The 14,207-nt window shown below is 67.8% G+C and carries 18 protein-coding genes; 8 read left to right on the top strand and 10 right to left on the bottom strand.

Annotated elements, in window-relative coordinates; genetic code table 11:
• Positions 1-40 precede the first annotated feature (40 nt).
• Complete coding sequence (locus NN2_RS13175) at positions 41-367, bottom strand: cupin domain-containing protein (protein ID WP_063013486.1); 327 nt, start codon at positions 365-367, stop codon at positions 41-43.
• A 300-nt stretch (positions 368-667) separates the two neighbouring features.
• Between NN2_RS13175 and NN2_RS13170 the strand changes: the two genes are divergently transcribed.
• A complete protein-coding gene (locus NN2_RS13170; RefSeq protein WP_063013485.1) occupies positions 668-1,000 on the top strand; it encodes an MGMT family protein in 333 nt (110 codons plus the stop codon).
• On the opposite strand, the gene NN2_RS13165 is transcribed toward NN2_RS13170, so the two are convergent.
• Positions 979-1,503: a DUF488 domain-containing protein gene (locus NN2_RS13165; protein ID WP_104364874.1), complete on the bottom strand. Its 525-nt coding sequence runs from the start codon at positions 1,501-1,503 to the stop codon at positions 979-981. The genes NN2_RS13170 and NN2_RS13165 overlap by 22 nt on opposite strands.
• 250 nt (positions 1,504-1,753) lie before the next feature.
• Here NN2_RS13165 and NN2_RS13160 point away from each other — a divergent pair, with 250 nt between their 5' ends.
• The 7 genes from NN2_RS13160 (at position 1,754) to NN2_RS13130 (ending at position 7,724) form a co-directional block, all read left to right on the top strand.
• Positions 1,754-2,707, top strand: a complete 954-nt coding sequence (locus NN2_RS13160; protein WP_063013478.1) for an ABC transporter ATP-binding protein — start codon at positions 1,754-1,756, stop codon at positions 2,705-2,707.
• Complete coding sequence (locus NN2_RS13155) at positions 2,670-4,307, top strand: efflux permease Rv1217c-related protein (RefSeq protein ID WP_063013476.1); 1,638 nt, start codon at positions 2,670-2,672, stop codon at positions 4,305-4,307. The genes NN2_RS13160 and NN2_RS13155 overlap by 38 nt, the downstream gene beginning before the upstream one ends.
• A 103-nt stretch (positions 4,308-4,410) precedes the next feature.
• Positions 4,411-4,962: a Chromate resistance protein ChrB gene (locus NN2_RS13150; RefSeq protein WP_063013474.1), complete on the top strand. Its 552-nt coding sequence runs from the start codon at positions 4,411-4,413 to the stop codon at positions 4,960-4,962.
• Positions 4,963-4,988: 26 nt separating this feature from the next.
• Positions 4,989-5,597: a phosphatase PAP2 family protein gene (locus NN2_RS13145; protein ID WP_063013581.1), complete on the top strand. Its 609-nt coding sequence runs from the start codon at positions 4,989-4,991 to the stop codon at positions 5,595-5,597.
• Positions 5,594-6,787, top strand: coding sequence for an MFS transporter (locus NN2_RS13140; protein WP_063013472.1), 1,194 nt, complete (start codon positions 5,594-5,596; stop codon positions 6,785-6,787). Before NN2_RS13145 ends, NN2_RS13140 begins: the two co-directional genes overlap by 4 nt.
• Positions 6,788-6,971: 184 nt before the next feature.
• A complete protein-coding gene (locus tag NN2_RS13135) occupies positions 6,972-7,199 on the top strand; it encodes a hypothetical protein (RefSeq protein WP_063013470.1) in 228 nt (75 codons plus the stop codon).
• A gap of 135 nt (positions 7,200-7,334) precedes the next feature.
• Positions 7,335-7,724 carry an SHOCT domain-containing protein gene (locus tag NN2_RS13130; RefSeq protein ID WP_369689957.1) on the top strand — a complete coding sequence of 130 codons (390 nt, stop codon included), beginning with the start codon at positions 7,335-7,337 and terminating at the stop codon, positions 7,722-7,724.
• Between the two features lie 385 nt (positions 7,725-8,109).
• Here the strand turns inward: NN2_RS13130 and pspAB are convergent, their stop codons facing one another.
• From pspAB to NN2_RS13090, 8 genes are all read right to left on the bottom strand, one after another.
• Positions 8,110-8,685, bottom strand: coding sequence for a PspA-associated protein PspAB (gene pspAB, locus NN2_RS13125; protein ID WP_063013468.1), 576 nt, complete (start codon positions 8,683-8,685; stop codon positions 8,110-8,112).
• A 7-nt stretch (positions 8,686-8,692) separates the two neighbouring features.
• Positions 8,693-9,607 carry a zinc metalloprotease HtpX gene (gene htpX, locus NN2_RS13120; protein WP_063013466.1) on the bottom strand — a complete coding sequence of 305 codons (915 nt, stop codon included), beginning with the start codon at positions 9,605-9,607 and terminating at the stop codon, positions 8,693-8,695.
• A gap of 5 nt (positions 9,608-9,612) precedes the next feature.
• A complete protein-coding gene (gene pspAA / locus NN2_RS13115) occupies positions 9,613-9,891 on the bottom strand; it encodes a PspA-associated protein PspAA (protein WP_063013464.1) in 279 nt (92 codons plus the stop codon).
• The gene (locus tag NN2_RS13110) at positions 9,888-10,628 is read right to left on the bottom strand and encodes a PspA/IM30 family protein (protein ID WP_063013462.1); all 741 of its coding nucleotides are present in this window, start codon (positions 10,626-10,628) and stop codon (positions 9,888-9,890) included. Before NN2_RS13110 ends, pspAA begins: the two co-directional genes overlap by 4 nt.
• Before the next feature lie 279 nt (positions 10,629-10,907).
• On the bottom strand, positions 10,908-11,687 hold the full coding sequence (locus NN2_RS13105) for an ABC transporter permease (RefSeq protein ID WP_063013460.1): 780 nt from the start codon (positions 11,685-11,687) through the stop codon (positions 10,908-10,910).
• Positions 11,684-12,346 carry an ABC transporter ATP-binding protein gene (locus NN2_RS13100; protein WP_063910741.1) on the bottom strand — a complete coding sequence of 221 codons (663 nt, stop codon included), beginning with the start codon at positions 12,344-12,346 and terminating at the stop codon, positions 11,684-11,686. The genes NN2_RS13105 and NN2_RS13100 overlap by 4 nt, the downstream gene beginning before the upstream one ends.
• Before the next feature lie 13 nt (positions 12,347-12,359).
• A complete protein-coding gene (locus NN2_RS13095) occupies positions 12,360-13,379 on the bottom strand; it encodes a YncE family protein (RefSeq protein ID WP_063013458.1) in 1,020 nt (339 codons plus the stop codon).
• Between the two features lie 207 nt (positions 13,380-13,586).
• A complete protein-coding gene (locus NN2_RS13090; protein ID WP_063013456.1) occupies positions 13,587-14,072 on the bottom strand; it encodes a nitroreductase/quinone reductase family protein in 486 nt (161 codons plus the stop codon).
• Positions 14,073-14,207: the final 135 nt, after the last annotated feature.

Below are 14,207 nucleotides of genomic sequence, written 5' to 3'. Positions count from 1 at the left end.
GGCCCGGTGCCGATCGTGATGAACGGCCCGGCCGGCCAGACTATTTCGCGACCGTCAGCAGCACTGCACTGTCCTCGATCGCCTCGAGGCTGTGGCGGGCCCGCGGCACCACCAGCAGGTCACCATGGCGTCCTTCCCATGTGGTGTCCGCGCTGCGCAGCCGGACTCGCCCGCGCAGAACCAGCAGCGTCGCCTCGCCCGGATTGTCGTGCTCGGCCAGCTCGGCGCCGGCCACCAACGCGACCACGGTCTGCCGCAGCCGATGCTCGTGCCCGCCGTACAGGGTGTCCGCGGCGCGCCCCGCCGCGGCCGCACCGGCTCGCTGCAACAGTTCACGCGCCATCGCGTCCACCGAGAATTTCTCCATCACCGCTCCTCGCCTCCCATCCGACATCACTTCGATTCGTCATCTTCCCGCACCACCCGATCCCGGACCGGCAGGTCCCGGTAACCGGCACGGCAGGAGCGATACCGACCGCACCGTCGCCGAAGCCCGGGCCCTGTGGTGGCTGGTGGACCGGCCGAACCTGCTGGTCGAGATCCCCGCCCGCGACGACTCCCGCCCGACACACAGACAACTGTTTCGTCGGCCCTCCCCCGCGCCCCGACACGACCACCCGGCGCACCACCGAACCGCCGCCACCACGCGACCGCCGATCCGAGTCGAATGAGTCGGGAAAGGAGTGGGGCGATATCGGCGTTCGCACGCCGCGTCCTCGACGTGATCGACCAGATTCCGCCCGGCCGGGTGATGTCCTATGGCGCGATCGGCGACCTGGTCGGCGCCGGTCCCCGGCAAATCGGCCGGGTCATGACCGCCTGGGCCGACGAGACCCACTGGCATCGGGTCGTGCGCGCCGACGGCACGCCCGCGTCGTGCCACGCCGGCAGCGCCGCCGACCTCCTGCGCGCCGAAGGCACCCCGATGCGCGGGAGCCGGGTGGACATGACGCGCGCGCGGTGGAACGGCCCGCCCGATCACCCGGGCATCGACGGATAGCTGACTCGTGTTCCACTGACCACCGCGAAGCTTGTCATCACCGCCGGTGTCAGCTGCGCCGCACCCATGATGTGCTGTACCTCGATGCCCCGCACGAGAAGTGCGTCGGCAACGAGGCGGCGATGACAGCGCCAAAAGACAGCCTCGGCGCACATGATGGCAACGACACGTTCCGCCGCCAGCGCGACAAGTTCCTCGATCGCCTCCTCGAATGAGGGCGTCTGCATATAGTCGGCGTATCCGCGGAAGGACGTGTTGCGCCATCCGGTGTTGATCGAACATTCCGCCGGTTTGCGTAGTCCGCCCAGCCCCGGCATCGGCCGGTAGTCGATACCAGCGGCGGCCAGCGATCCCGCGAGCCGGTCGATGTGGAACTGAGGATTGTGCCGAGACTTGGGCACGGTCCGGATGTCTGCCACCACACCGATGCCGACATGCTGCAGTATCCCGATGAACTCCGTGATGGCACGGGTGGAATGGCCGATGGTGTAAACGGTCGACATGGCCCTCCGGAGGTTGGTCATAGTGCCGTCTCGGCAACAGGTTTCATCGGACGGTGCAGTCGCGAGCTCGGCGGGGGTGTGCCGGCACTTGCGCGGAATCGTCGAGAATCTCCGAAAGATACCGCGTGGGCGTGGCGCTCTCCTACACAGGCTCGAACAGACAGCTCCCAGCCCCGGCACCGGAGTGCCGGCCCGTGGTGGCCTCGTACTCGCGCGGCGGGGTCGTAGTGCCCTAGCAGCTGCTGAACGTATGTCTGACGATGACGTCATGGCCTTCGATACCGACACCGGTGTCGCGGCCGTGCCGGTGGTCGCTTGTTCGGGGTTGACCAAGGATTTCGGTGGCGGCCGCGGTGTCTTCGATCTGGACTTCACGGTGGGACGCGGTGAGACGTTCGGTTTCGTCGGCCCGAACGGTGCCGGAAAGACCACGACGATCCGGCTGTTGATGGATCTGGCCCGTCCCGATCGCGGACACGCTCGCTTGTTCGGGTTCGACTCACATACCGACAGTGTCGCCATCAAGCGCCGGGTCGGCTATCTGCCGGGTGAGCTGGTGCAATGGCCGAGGGTCACCGCAGGGTACGTGCTGGGAATGCTGGCGGGCCTACGGGGCGGAGTGGACGAGACATACCTGCACACACTGGCCGGCAATCTGCATTTGGACCTCGGCCGCCGCTACCAGGACCTCTCGCACGGCAACAAGCAGAAACTCGGGCTGGTCCAGGCATTCATGCACAGACCGGACCTGCTCATCCTCGACGAACCCACCCTCGGACTGGATCCGTTGATGCAGCGCGTGTTCCACGACATGCTCCGTAGCGCAACCGCCGCCGGCGCCACCGTGCTGCTGTCCTCGCACGTGTTGTCCGAAGTCGAATCGGTGTGTGACCGCATCGCACTCGTCCGCGACGGGCGGGTACGGCGAATAGGTTCGTTGAACGAGTTGCGCGCCAAGCGAATCCACCGCGTAGAGGCCGTGATCACCGGAGAACTGGACGTCGACGCGGTGGCCGCCGTACCCGGGGTCGCCCAACCGCGGCTCGTGGATCACCGGTTGACCTGCTCGGTGCAGGGATCGATCGGGCCGCTGTTGCAGATGCTGTCCGCTACGGGAGTCATCGAGCTCGACAGCCACGAGCAGTCACTCGAGGAGGTGTTCCTCCGTGAGTTCGACACCGCCGAGCCTGTGGCTGGTCGCTGACACCGTGCGCGCGCACCGGCGCGGGACCGTGGCATGGATCCTGGGCAGCGCGCTGGCGATGACGGCCATCGCGAGCGGATTCCGCAGTGAGACAGCCCGTTTCGCGGGCGGGGCGCGGGGCATGGCCGACAGCATGCAACCCGGGGTACAGGCGATGCGGCTGCTGCGGTGGCCCGCGGACCGCCTCGACACCCTGGGCGGTTACCTGACCTACCACAATGTCACCTTGCTCGTCCTGTTCCTCACCCTCTACAGCGCCTTACAGGGCGCTGGTGCAGTCCGCGGAGCGGAGGCCGGACACGCGGTCGAGGTGCTGCTGTCCACCGGACAGTCCCGGTTGCGGCTGGTCCGCGATCGCGCGCTCGGGTTCGCGGCGGTGCTGGCGGTGATCGGGCTGGGACTCGGGCTGGGACTGGCCGCGGCGATGGCCGTCGGCGGCGACTCGAACGTCCCCGGTTCGCTCTCGACCGGACTCGGCTGCGCCGCATGCGCTTTCGCCGGATACGCGATCGGCACACTGACAGGTCAGCTCGCTCCCACCCCTCGAACCGCGAGCGCGGTGGCGGCACTGATCGTGGTGGCGCTGTATTTGTACACGAACGTGTGGGAACGGTTCGGATCGCCGGCGCTGCTGCGGTTCGTCTCACCCTTCTACTACTTCACAGACTTCCGCGCTCTGGTCCCCGGCATCGGATTCGACCCGGCGTCACTGGTGGCGATCGTGGCCGGGGCGGCTTCGGTGACCGGAGTTGCGGCGTGGGTGTTCACCCGGCGCGACATCGGGTCCGCCTTGACGGAATGGCGAGCAGGTCCGACTCGGCGACCTGCGCGGGTGCAGCGACGACTGCTGGACCGCCTCTGGTCGGCGATTCTGGTACGCGAACGCGCGGGATTGGCACTGTGGGCGGTGGCCGCCGCGGCCGGTGTCGGGTTGATGGCCTGGCTCGAGCCCGAAGTGACCGAGATGTGGGACAAATTCGACGTGACCCGCCGCATGCTGCAAGTGGATCCGGGATTCAGCCCCGCCGACCAGTACCTCGGATACGTCGCGGAATTCACCGCACCGATCGCCGCCGCATTCGTGGTCACACAGGTCGCCGCCTGGGTGAGCGACCTCGACGAGGGCCGCACCGCAGTGCTGTTGTCGACGCCCCTCTCGCGCGCCGCCTTGATCCGCCAGCGCATCGCCGCCCTGCTCGCGGGTGTGGCCGTGGTCATCGTCGGCGCGACGGCCGGCATGCTGATCGCGATGCGCGTCGTCGGCGGCGACATCGACGCCTCGGCCATCCTGCGAGCAATGTCGGCCGTGGCGCTGTTCGCGCTGGGGCTGGCAGGCGTCGGCGCCTGGCTCGTCGCCTGGTGGCCCCGCTTCGCGGTGACCGTCCTGGCTGCCGGATTGGGACTGTCCTACCTGCTCATGATGCTGGTTCCCATGTTCGCCTGGCCGACATGGCTCACAAAGCTGTCCGTGTTCGGCGCCATCGGCCACCCCTACCTGCAGAATCCACCGCTGGGCGGGCTGGCGTTCCTCGCTTCGCTCGCCGTCGCCGGATATCTGCTGGCTGTCGCCGGCTCGTCCCGTCCCGCAGCCACAGTCTGACAACCTTCGCCGGCCTCGCCAGCCACGTAGCTCCGGTCGTCCGCCGGTCGGCGTGCCGCCGTCTGCTACAGGAGGCTAAGTAACGCCTGTTACATTTCTCTTCGTGACAAAGAACGAGACGGTCGCCCGATGGCTTGTTCTGCTGGTACGCGTGCCGGCGGAGCCGTCGCGGCATCGGGTGGCTGTGTGGCGTGAACTGCGCCGCGTGGGCGCACTACAGGTCGGGCAGGGCGTATGGGTGGTGCCCGATGTTCCGGTGTTCGCCGAGGGAATCACACGGGTGATCGCGTTGGCGCAACGCGGGGAGGGTGAGGTGCTGGTGCTCGATGCCACCGGTCACGCCGACACCGACACCACCCGACTGGAGACGATGTTCACGGGAGAACGCACAGAGGAGTGGGCCGAGTTCCTTGCCGAGTGCACCCGGTTCGATGCCGAGATCGACAAGGAGATCGCCAAGGCCAAATTCACGATGGCCGAGCTCGAGGAGGAGGAACAGAGTCTCGAACGGCTCCGGCGCTGGCATCGCGACATCAAGGCGCGCGATGTGTTCGGCGCTCCTGCGGCCGTCGTAGCCGAGCAACAACTCGAGCATTGCTCCGATCGGCTGGCCGACTACACCGAGCGGGTCTTTCGAGCCCTGCACCAGATGTGACCCAGCCCTGGAACCGAGGAGCGCCGGTGAGCGTGGATACGCGAATCTTCTACGATGTCAACGACTTTGCCCGCGATACGCCGTGGCTGCATCCGATCGTGTCCGGCTACGCCGACTACGGGGTGGTGCTGTTTGCACTGCTGCTGACAGCCGGATGGTGGACCGCCCGCCGCGACGCCGATCCCGCCCGGATGGTGGCTGCGGTGTGGGCGCCGCTGGGCGTACTGGCCGCGCTCGCGGTCAATCAGCCGATCGCCGCCGCCGTTGACGAGACCCGGCCGTGTCATGCGTTGCACGACATCGTGATTCTGCACTGCAGTACCGATGCCGGGTTCCCCAGCGACCACGCGGTCATGGTCGGCGCGGTCACCGCCGGATTGTGGCTGGTGCACCGACGCCTCGCGGTACTCGCCGCCGTGGCCGCGGTGGTCATGGCCTTCGCTCGGGTGTACATCGCCGCGCATTACCCGCAAGACGTACTCGCCGGCCTCGCCCTCGGAGCCGTGATCGGTCTTCTCGGGTTCTACCTCGCACGACCATTACTGGCGCGGCTTGTCGCTCTTGCCGCTCGTACTCCACTGCACGTTCTGCTCACCGGCACCGAACCCGCTGGCACGCAACACGAGTCGCGATGACCGCTTTCCCCGGCGATCGACCCGACGCGAAACGAGCCCGGCTGTGGCCGTTGTACGCGGCCGGATTCGTGACCGCGTTCGGCGCGCACAGCATCGCTGCCGGGCTCGCCGGATATACGAGGCAAGAGCATGCGAGTCTGCTCACACTCGGATTGCTACTGGCTGTGTACGACGGGGCGGAGGTACTTCTCAAACCCGTATTCGGGACGCTGGCCGACCGCGTCGGCGCACGACCCGTGCTGCTCGGCGGGTTGGCAGCGTTCACGCTCGCGTCCGCCGCATTCGCGCTGGTCGGCAATCCGGGCCTGATCGGTCTCGCACGATTCGGTCAAGGCGCGGCCGCTGCCGCGTTCTCCCCGGCCGCCGGGGCTATGGTCGCCCGCCTGACCCCGGCCGCCGCACACGGACGTGCCTTCGGAAGCTACGGCGCGTGGAAAGGACTGGGCTACACCCTCGGCCCGCTGCTGGGCGGCGTCCTCGTCACCGTCGGGGGCTATGACCTGCTCTTCACCGCACTCGCGGCGCTCGCCGCGGTAGTGGCGGTATGGGCGGCGGTCACCGTGCCCGCCGTCGAGGTCATGCCGAAAACCCGCCGGACGGTTGTGGATTTGGCACGCCGCCTGAGCAGCGGCTCGTTCCTGCGCCCGACCGCCGCTCTGGCCGGAGCCACCGCCGCTCTCGCGGTCGGCGTCGGATTCTTACCCGCGGTCGGCGCCCGCCACGGCCTGGGCCCGCTGGCCACCGGCGCCGTGGTGTCGATACTCGCCGCCACCGCCGCGCTGATTCAACCCCGCGTAGGACGTGCCCGCGACCGGGGACTGCTGCGGGACCGATCCGGCATGGCCGCCGGACTTCTCCTGGCCGCCGTCGGAACCTCCGCCGCCGCGCTCCTGCCCGGGGTAGCGGGCGCGGTGTGCGCCGCGGTGATCCTCGGTGCGGGTGCCGGAGTGATCACTCCCCTCGGATTCGCGCACCTGGCGGCGACGAGCCCGCCCGACCGACTCGGTCAGACCATGGGAGCCGCCGAGATCGGCCGCGAACTCGGCGATGCGGGCGGTCCGCTTCTCGTCGGCATCGTCGCCACCGCCGCCACCCTCGGGGCCGGCCTGCTCGCTCTCGCCGCCCTCCTCGCCTGCCTCGCCGCAGCAGTAGTCCTCACCGCACGAAAAACCACCCTTTCATCTTCCTGACCACTTCCGAGCCGTGCTTGCCCCGGTGCGCCCCCGGGGCCACCGACGGCGGTATCGGGCCGCCCGGTGGGTCTTTCGGCCCCGGGACGAAGGTCTGGACGGCTCTGTCCGGCCAGACGCGCCCGAAGCAAGCTGAGGGTGAACTCGAGCGACCGGCTCGAGCATCTGATGCAGGGAGTTCGCGATGCACGCGCAAGAGCCATCGACAGGCTGGGGACTGCAGCGCGCGCAGGGGTTCGGGCATCGCGGGCACGGCGCGGTGATGATCGCCTGTTGTGGGCTGATCATCGCGATCGCCCTGGTCCTGGTCGTTACCGGGGTGATGCCGTCGGGATTACTGCTCGTCGCGCTGGGCTGCACGCTGATGACGGCCGTGATGATGGTCGACGTGGGCCGCCCCGGCCGGAATTGAGCACCCTGCCGTTGCCCCGCTCGTGCCGGGTAGCGCAAGTAGTAGTGCCTGTCCGGCACGGGCAGGTGAGGCAAGGAGAGCAACCACGATGGACATGCAATCGCCGATGATGCAGGTCATGCATTCGATCATGATGTGGCTGCACCAACAGGGCATTTGCCCGATGCCGATGCAGATGTGACCCTCCGCGCACCGCCGTGCACTGCCCTCGGCACGGTGCGCAACCAACCTGCGAACAAGGCGAAGGAGACGACGATGATGATGTGGTACGGCAACGGTCTGAGCGGGTGGGGCTATGCACTCATGATCATCGGCATGGTGATCTTCTGGGCACTCATCGGGGCCGGCATCGTGGCCCTGATCCGCTACAGCGGCAACAGCAGCTCAACCATTCCGAACACAATTCCGGAACAGCACGGGCCCAGCCCCCAACAGATCCTCGCCGAACGCTACGCGCGCGGGGAGATCGACGAGGAGGAATACATCCGGCGCACGAAAACACTCGGCACCGGCACAGCCGCGTAACCGAGGCCGCAGCAAATCGCCGCCACGTCCATGTCAGGCTCCAGCATCATCGTCGCCCTGAACGCCTCGGCCCTCAAACGACTCCGACTCCCCGACCACACCGGTTGATTCGGACGCGCATCGACGCGAGCAGCCCCGCTGCCGGTCATGCGGCTTGGCTGCGATGCTGCCCTGATCGAAAGCCGCTCCGTCTGTCCGCACTTCCGTGCCACGGTACCGGGCATCAATGAGAGGCGGAATCGACCACGAATCCGGCACCGAGGCGACGTGGCCGGGCGAAAGGGAACGGACTCGGGCACGGATGCCGGGCGGGCCGTTCCACAGGACCACGCGCGCCGGGAGTGGCAGCGCGGGGCCAATGCGCCGCGCCACCGCGACGGGGTCGTCACGGCACAGGCGCATCCCACAGTGGGAACCAGCGCTCGAGTTCGGCTTCGATGGGGAGTTCGCCGGAAAGTGCTGCGCGAGCTCGGAGTTCGAGGGCGTTGTCGCGGCGTTGCTCGCCGGAGGGCGCGAACGGGTAGACGGTGCCCCGTTTGAAAAGGTAAACCAAGCCGAGCCGGTGTGGCGGGAGGTCAGCGGTGGCGAAGCCGATGACGGTGCACAGCAGGTTCGGGCCGAAACCGTTGTCGGACAGAGTGGAATTGATCGCGTGCAGCGCGGTCGTCAACGCGGACAAGTCTGCGGTGTCTTGCCGGCAGGTGATCCAGGTGTAGCCGAATTCGTCGATCGTCACTGCCACTGCGATGGTCGGTTCGAGGTGCAGCAGATCGAGGATCTCCGCCTCGGACTGTCTTGCGCCGGCGCCCTCGGCCTGTTTGAAGCACACGGCCCCAGCCCCGGTCGGGTGGACGTCCAGCGCCGCCTGCAGAGTGTAGGCAGCGGGTGGAACAGCGAACAGTACATCGAGATTCGGCTGCACCGGCTTGGTGCGGCCCAGCAGCGCGTTGAGGAATCCCATCTCGATTTCAGCTCTCCTGCCCGAGTTCGGTAGCCAGTGCGCCGAGCTGGTCCAGTCGCTGCTGGAGGCTCGGATGGGTGGACAGTAGCGTCGACCAGGTGGCGCCGGCGCCCAGCGCGGGGGCGAAGAAGAACGCATTGAACGGCTGCTCGGTGCGCAGGTCACGACTGGGAATGCGACCGATGTCCCCGCTGATCTTGGTCAGCGCCGAGGCAAGCTCCGACGGGCGGCCGGTGAGGATCGCCCCGGCTCGGTCGGCGGCCAGCTCGCGATACCGTGACAGCGCTCGGATCAGCAGGAAGCTGATCGCGTAGACGGCCGCGGAGACCGCCATCACGGCTAGAACGACGAGGAACAGGTTGTCGCCGTCGCGGCGGTCCCGGCCGCCTCCGCCGAACATTGCCGAGTACAGAGTGAATCGTGCGATCAGACCCGCAAGCACGCCCATGAACGACGCGGTGGTCATCACCACCACATCCCGGTGCGCGATGTGCGAAAGCTCATGCGACAGCACACCATCGAGCTCATCGGCATCAAGCCGCTGCAGCAGGCCGGTAGTGACGGCGATGACAGCGCGGCGAGGGCTGCGACCGGTGGCGAACGCGTTGGGCATACCGAGGTCCGCGATAGCGACCTGCGGTTTGGGCATGTTCGCGGTGGCGCAGAGCCGGTCGATGATGCCGTGCAGCTGCGGCGCCTCCTCCGCGGTGACGACACGCGCCCGCATCGCGTACAGAGCGATCCGGTCGGAAAACCAGAACTGCGCGAACAGCAGCCCGCCTACGATCACCACGACCACCACGACCGATTTGATCAGCACCACCAGCGCCGCGATGAACGCGACATAGATCAAGCCGAGCAAGAACATGGTCAATCCCATGCGGGCCGTGAGCCGATGGTCCGGCCGGAAACGGGTACGCATGGCAGTTATCCCGGAATCAGTCCGTCGTCGCGCAGCATCGCGTGAACCTCGGACAGCGGCATGTCCGCACTGGGAAGCACCAGATCCGAGGCGACCAGCGCATCGTCGGCTACCGGGGTAGCAAGATCCCGGACAGTGGCCAACATGCGGCCCAGGACGAGCGAGAACCCGGTGTCGTCGCCCGCGTCGGCGGCCTGCAGCAGCTCGTCGTCGAGTTCATTGAGGTCGCTGAGGCGGGCGTCGTCGAGGGTGTATTGGCCTTCGCCGAGAATACGAACGATCATGATTGCGGCCTTTCCTGCGCGTTCGCCTCGATCGCCGGCGTGAGTGAGCTTTTCAGTTGCGCCAGTTCGGCATCGACATCACTGCCCCGACCGGCGTCGAGGGCGGCCTGAATATCGTCACGCCGGCCGACCGGAGCGGTGGCATCTTCCAAGGCACCGGAGGCGATCAGCTCGTCCAGCGCTTGCGAGCGCGAACTCATCTGCGCTGTCTTGTCCTCGGCCCGCTGGATCGCCAGCCCGACATCGCCCATCTCCTCCGAGATGCCGGTGACAGCCTCGCTGATCTTGGTCTGCGCCTCGGCCGCGGTATAGGTGGCCTTGATCGTCTCCTTGCGCGTACGGAACGCCTCCACCTTCGCCTGTAACCGTTGCGAGGCGGTGGTGAGCTTCGCCTCCTGCGCGGCCAGGTCGTCATACTGCGGCCGTAGCTGCTCGATCTGGGCAAGGGTTGCCGCGCGCCGAGTCAGCGCCTCCCGAGCCAGGTCGTCGCGACCTTGCCCGACCGCCTGCCGGGCCTGGCTCTGCAGGCGGTCGGCGGCCTGCTGGAGCTGGTTTTGCTGCAGCTCGATGCGTTTACGGCTGGTAGCGACATCCGCCAGGCCGCGCCGCACCTGCGCGAGCATCTCCAACTGCCGCTGATACGAGTAGTCGAGCACCTCACGAGGGTCCTCGGTGCGATCGAGCAGCTTGTTCGTCTTGACCCGGAACAGCAAAGCGATACGTCGAGCGATACTCACTTCTCGTCACTTCCTCACATGTAGGAGACGCTGTCTCCACTGTCGTCGCCCACTACGCTCGCTGCCAGGGACCTACGGCCCAATTTCGACCGTCCATGCGTACGGCCCGGGTCTTCGGCTGGAAACTGCCTGCGCATTGCGGAGCAAAAGCCTTGCCGCGATGTCAGCTGCGGTAGTTGGGATCGAGCAACCGCCTGACAGCTGTGCGGTACGCACCACCAGGAGAGAGAGGCGGAGTCCGGGGATCGTCGGGCGGGAGGCGCGGTTCACCGAAGGGGGTCAGCGGTCGGGTAGCCGTACAAGCCGCTGGGTGTCGTCGAACAAGGCCTGTTCGGCTACGCGGGCAGTGGTGAGGGCGCCCAAGGCGGTGGCGGCGAGCAGCATGTACATGACGACGATCTGGTAGCGGATCGCGGTGAGCGGGTCGACGCCGGCGAGGATGAGCCCGGTCATGGCGCCGGGCAGGCTGATCAGGCCGACGACTTTGGTGGAGTCGATCGCGGGGATCAGCGCGGTGCGCAGGGCCGAGCGACGATGTGGCGCGAACGCCTCTCGGGCCGAAAGGCCCAGGCACAGCCGGGCTTCGATGGCCGGGCGGGCATGCTGGGCGTCTTCGCGCAGGCGGCGCAGGGCGATGCCGGTGGCCTGCATGGCGGCGGAGACGATCATGCCGCCGACCGGGACCACGACGCGGGCTTGGGTGGAGATGATCCCGAGTGCGAGCAGCGCGCCGAGAGTGATGCCCGATCCGGTGGCCACGCCGATGGTGGCCGCGCGGGCCGCGTGCGGCAGACCCGCGCCGCGCCGTGCGGCGACTTGCCCCGCGATGACGATCATGACCAGGACCCAGCCGAGAGCGCCGGGCAACCCGGTGTGCCGGAACAGAATCAGCAAGAGCGCGCCGACCGCGACCAACTGGATACCGGCACGAGCGGCGGCGACGAGCAGTTCGCGGGTCAGGTGCAGCTGCTGGCGGTAGGCGATGGCGGCGGCTACCGCCACCAGTGCCAGCGATGTCGCCACCCCGCCCCAACCGGGCACCGAAAGGCCCGCTGTCACTTCGTGTTCCGTGGTTCGAGGGGGCGGGAACTACGGGTCAGCCGCCCCTGGTGAAGCGACCAGATCGTGTCGGCGACGCCGTCGACGAAGTCGGTGTCGTGGCTGACCAGCACGACGGTGCCGCCGTCGCGGGTGTGGGTACGGATGAGTTCGGCGACCGCGGTGGCGGAGTTCTTGTCGAGAGCGGAGGTCGGCTCGTCCAGCAGCAGCACTTCGGGTTCGACGGCGAGTGCGCGGGCCAGGCAGACTCGCTGGGCTTGACCGCCGGACAGCTGTGCGCATCGACGGGTGGCGAACTCCGGCCCCAACCCCAGCAGGGCCAGCAACTGCTCGAGACGCTGCGTAGCCAAATCCGCTCGGGCATACCGGATCTCCTCGGAGACGGTATCGGTGAGCAGGACGGGCTGTTGTCCGACGAGCCCGACGCGACGACGGAGGTCGAGCACGTCGAGGCTGGTGATCGGCGTGCCGTCGAGCCGGATGGTGCCACTGGTGGGTTCGGCGAGCCGGTTGAGCAGCCGCAGCAGTGTCGTCTTCCCGGCGCCGCTGGGCCCGACGACCGCCGAGCAGGCGCCACGGGCGAATTCCGCGTCGGCGTCGACGAGCACCGTGGTGGTGTCGTGGCCGGCGGTGACGCGGTCGAGGGAGATGGCAGACATGGGTTCCACAGGTTCAGCCGGTGGGCTCGAATTCCCACAGCACCGGCGTGCCGTCGGGGCCTTTCGGGATCGGTATATAGCAGTGGTCGGTAGCGGGGTCCACCGCGAGCGAGTGGGCGCCATCGGCCACATGCGCGGCGCCGACCGCGACGGTGCGGCCGTCGCGACGGTCGAACACACTGACCCAGCCGCTTTCGGCCGCGACGTACACCCGGTGCGTGCCCAGGTCGTAGACCAGTACGTCGGGGGTCTCGCCCACCGGGTCGCGGCCGGTGACGGTGCCGGTGACCAGGTCCACGGTGACCATGGCCGCCCCTGCTTCGCAGCCGACGAACATCACCCGGTCTGTCGCGTCGAGGGCTTGCCCGTGCGGATCATCACAGCCGGGAATCGGAATGCGTTGGATGACAGTGGCTTTCGCGGGATCGATCAGCGCCAGATTGTTACGGCCGTGCACTGCGACCACCATCCGGTCGGTGACCGGGTCGTAGACGACGTTGCCGGCCTCACCATCCACTGCGGCGGTCGCGCGCACCGCACCGGTTTCGGCGTCGACGACGGTCTCGGTACCGGCGTGCTCGTCGGTCGTCCACACCGCACGGCGAACCGGGTCGTAGGCCAGCCCATCGGGGTAATCGCCGGTCGGTGCGGTGAACATCACCGCACCGGTGTCCTCGTCGATCGCGACGAGTTGATTGCGGCCGGTCGCGGTGGCGTACACGCGATGAGTGTCTCCGACCACGAGCACCCCGTGCACGTCGGGCATATCGGCAAGGGTGCGTACAACCCGATGGGCGCGCACATCGACCTCGACCACCTCCCCGGCGCCCATATGGGCCACGAACAGCAACCCGCGCGCGGCATCGAGGGCGGTGTAGTCGAAACGCACCGGTCCGCCGGTCAAGGACACCTGCGCGACCCGGCGCAGCGGCAGCTCACCGGGGTGCGGAGGCCCCGGCGTTGCCGAACTCGAGCAGCCGCTCATCAGAACGGCCGCGCCCAGCAGCACCGCACATATGCGAATCGGCCGCATCAACCGTCTCTCACTCGGCGTAACCGTGGTTTCGACACTACGCCAGACGGTGGCCAGGCCGAACCCGTCGATTCATGTGCGCGATGTACCTGCAGTCGAAAATCCCGACAGCAAGCTCACGGACGGATCGGCCACAGCGGCGTCGCGGTCGACGAGGAAGTCGCGCCGGATGCCGAGGGGCCGGGAGAACTTCGCACCCAACCGAAGCTAGCGTGCGGGTTCGATTCGGAAGACCGGATACCGGTCCGCGATCTGCTCGAACTCACCGAGCGGGGCGGTGCGATCGATCGGAAAGTGCGGACGCGCACCGGGCGCCACAGCAAGGTAACGGCGCAGAATCGGCGCCCGCTCCCCCACCTCCACCTCGGTGAGCCGCACCTCCTCACGACCGCGCCGGAGCAGGAACGCACGACCGTGCGCCGCACGAACATTGCGCACCCACCCCGCCTCCGCGCCCAGCATCGACACCAGGTACCGCTGCCCCTCGTACTCCGCGACCGCGATCGGAAGCCGCACCGGACGCCCGGTACGCCGACCGGACACTTCCAAAGTCATGGCGTAGCCAGGGGACAACACGCCCGCCGAATACATCCACTCCGAGGCCCGATTCAATACCCGGGCCAATCTCCCCGGCCGGTCACCCCGATACATCCGGCGTTTCGCCGCATACAGCAGATCCCGCACCCCGCCCATCCGATCCACCTTCCCTCGCCTGCCCCAGCGGTACCGCAAGACGGTAGCGCCTCCACTGTGCACCACGGGGTCTCCACACGAGGCAATAGAACCGTCGGAGTTGTTTTCGTGAAAATCTCCCTCCGCAGATAGCAG

Origin of the sequence: Nocardia nova NBRC 15556, from assembly GCF_001613005.1 — a bacterium.
GTDB lineage: Bacteria > Actinomycetota > Actinomycetes > Mycobacteriales > Mycobacteriaceae > Nocardia > Nocardia nova.
The sequence above is the reverse complement of the archived record's forward strand: the minus strand, read 5'-3'. Positions and strand labels throughout refer to the sequence as shown.